The 2,331-nt window shown below is 68.0% G+C and carries 2 protein-coding genes; both read left to right on the top strand.

All coding sequences use genetic code 11. The features are described 5' to 3' along the window. A partial coding sequence (locus ACEN88_RS29565; RefSeq protein WP_413345436.1) for a chemotaxis protein CheA occupies positions 1-1,276 on the top strand: 1,276 nt, incomplete at its 5' end. A gap of 24 nt (positions 1,277-1,300) precedes the next feature. Continuing rightward, positions 1,301-2,331, top strand: a 1,031-nt coding sequence (locus ACEN88_RS29560; RefSeq protein ID WP_413345434.1) for a methyl-accepting chemotaxis protein, incomplete at its 3' end; no start/stop codon positions are given.

Raw genomic sequence — 2,331 nt, 5'->3', positions numbered from 1 at the left:
CGACGACTGCGCGATCCGCATCCTGCCGCCCGAGAACCGCCTCGTCCAGCCACGCGAGGTATTCGGCGAGGCGGCCCTCGCGAAACAGCGCCAGGCGCCGGACGCGCCGCGCCAGCAGCAGGAAAGCCGCTCGGTGCGCGTGGATGCGGACAAGCTGGACCGCCTGATCAACCTCGTGGGCGAATTGATCATCGCGGGCGCGGGCGCCAACCTGATCGCGCGCCGCACGCAGATCCCCGAGCTGCTGGAATGCACGTCGACGCTGTCCAGCCTCGTCGAGGAAGTGCGCGACAGCGCGCTGCAGCTGCGCATGGTGAAGATCGGCGCCACGTTCAACCGCTTCCAGCGCGTCGTGCACGACGTGGCGCGCGAGCTGGGCAAGGACATCCGCCTGGTGGTCAGCGGCGAGGACGCGGAACTGGACAAGACCGTCGTCGAGAAGATCGGCGACCCGCTCACGCACCTCGTGCGCAACGCGATGGACCACGGCATCGAGCCGGCCGACGTGCGCGCCGCGCGCGGCAAGCCGGCCCAGGGCACCGTCGCCCTGAACGCCTACCACGACTCGGGCAGCATCGTGATCGAAGTGTCGGACGACGGCGGCGGCCTGAAACGGGACCGCATCCTCGCGAAAGCCGTCGAACGCGGCCTCGTCGAGCCGGGCCGCCTGCTCACGGACAAGGAAATCTTCAACCTGATCTTCGAACCGGGCTTCTCGACGGCGGAACAGGTGACGAACCTGTCCGGCCGCGGCGTGGGCATGGACGTCGTCAAGCGCAACATCGTCGCGCTGCGCGGCAGCGTGGACATCGCCAGCACCGAAGGGCAAGGCACCACCGTCACGGTGCGCCTGCCCCTGACGCTGGCGATCATCAACGGGTTCCAGGTCGGCGTCGGCAAGTCGGTGTTCGTGATCCCGATGGACATGATCGAGGAATGCATCGAGTTCGTCGAACAGCCGGGCTGCGACTGGGTCGATTTGCGCGGCCAGCCCCTGCCCTTCGTGCGCCTGAGGGAACGCTTCGGCGTCAAAGGCGTGCCGGCACGGCGCCGCAGCATCGTCGTCGTGCGCTACGGCGGCAGCAAGGCCGGCCTCGTCGTCGACAGCCTGCTGGGCGAATTCCAGACCGTGATCAAGCCGCTCGGCAAGGTGTTCGCCGGCGCGCGCTTCCTGTCCGGCTCCTCGATCCTCGGCAACGGCGACGTCGCACTGATCCTCGACATGGCGGCCCTGCTGGCCGGCGTCGAACACGAAAGCCAGGCCGCCGCGGCCTGACATTTAACTGAAGTGGAGAGCCACATGCTCAAGAACCTGAAAATCGGCATCCGCCTGGGCCTCGGCTTCGGTGCGGTACTGCTGCTCCTGCTGGCGATCGCGCTGCTGGCCATGAACCGCATGGCGGTCATGAACGATGCCACCGCCTACATCACGGCGGACGCCTACCCGAAAGTCGTCATCGCCAAGGACCTGATCCGCGACGTCGTCGACGCCCCGCGCCAGATGCGCGGCATGCTGCTCACCAGCGACGAAGCGGAAAGCGAGCGCTATCGCAAGGTGATCGAACAGCTACGCGCCGACACGAACGGACGCATCGCCGAACTCACCAAGCTCGTAGCGAGCGAAACCGGCAAGAAGATGCTCAAGCAGATCACCGACAGGCATGCGGCCCTGGAACCGGCGTATGCCCAGTTCTATGGCCTGGTGCGCGGCGACCGCCAGCATGCCGCGGAATTCGTCAGCAAGACCTATGTCCCGCTCAACCGCGAACTGATCGCGGCCGTCGACGAACTGACCAGGCACCAGTCCGACAAGATGCAGAAGAAGGCCGACGAGGCGGGCGCCACGTATGAAGAGACGCGCCGGCTGGTGATCGCGATGACGGCCGGCGCCGCCCTGCTCGCGCTGACGGTGGCGGCGTTCATCACCCTGTCCGTCACCCGTCCGCTGCGCGTCGCCGTGAACGCGGCCGACCGCCTGGCGGCCGGCGACCTCACGGTGCACATCGACAGCCATGCGCGCGACGAGGCCGGCCTGCTGCTGGCCGCGATGAAGAACATGATCGCGAAGCTGACGCAGGTCGTCGGCGACGTGAACGGCGGCGCGCAGTCGCTGGCGTCGGCGTCGGAAGAAGTCAGCGCGACGGCGCAGGCGCTGTCGCAGTCGGCGTCCGAGCAGGCGGCCGGTGTCGAGGAGACGAGCGCCTCGCTGGAACAGATGACGGCATCGATCTCGCAGAACACGGAGAATGCCCGCGTCACCGACGGCATGGCCACGCAGGCCGCGCGCGAGGCGGCGGAAGGCGGTGAAGCGGTGAAGGCGACCGTCGCCGC

The sequence above is a fragment of the Massilia sp. CT11-108 genome (assembly GCF_047302915.1).
Taxonomy (GTDB): domain Bacteria; phylum Pseudomonadota; class Gammaproteobacteria; order Burkholderiales; family Burkholderiaceae_D; genus Telluria; species Telluria orientalis.
This window is presented reverse-complemented; position numbering and strand designations above follow the sequence as displayed.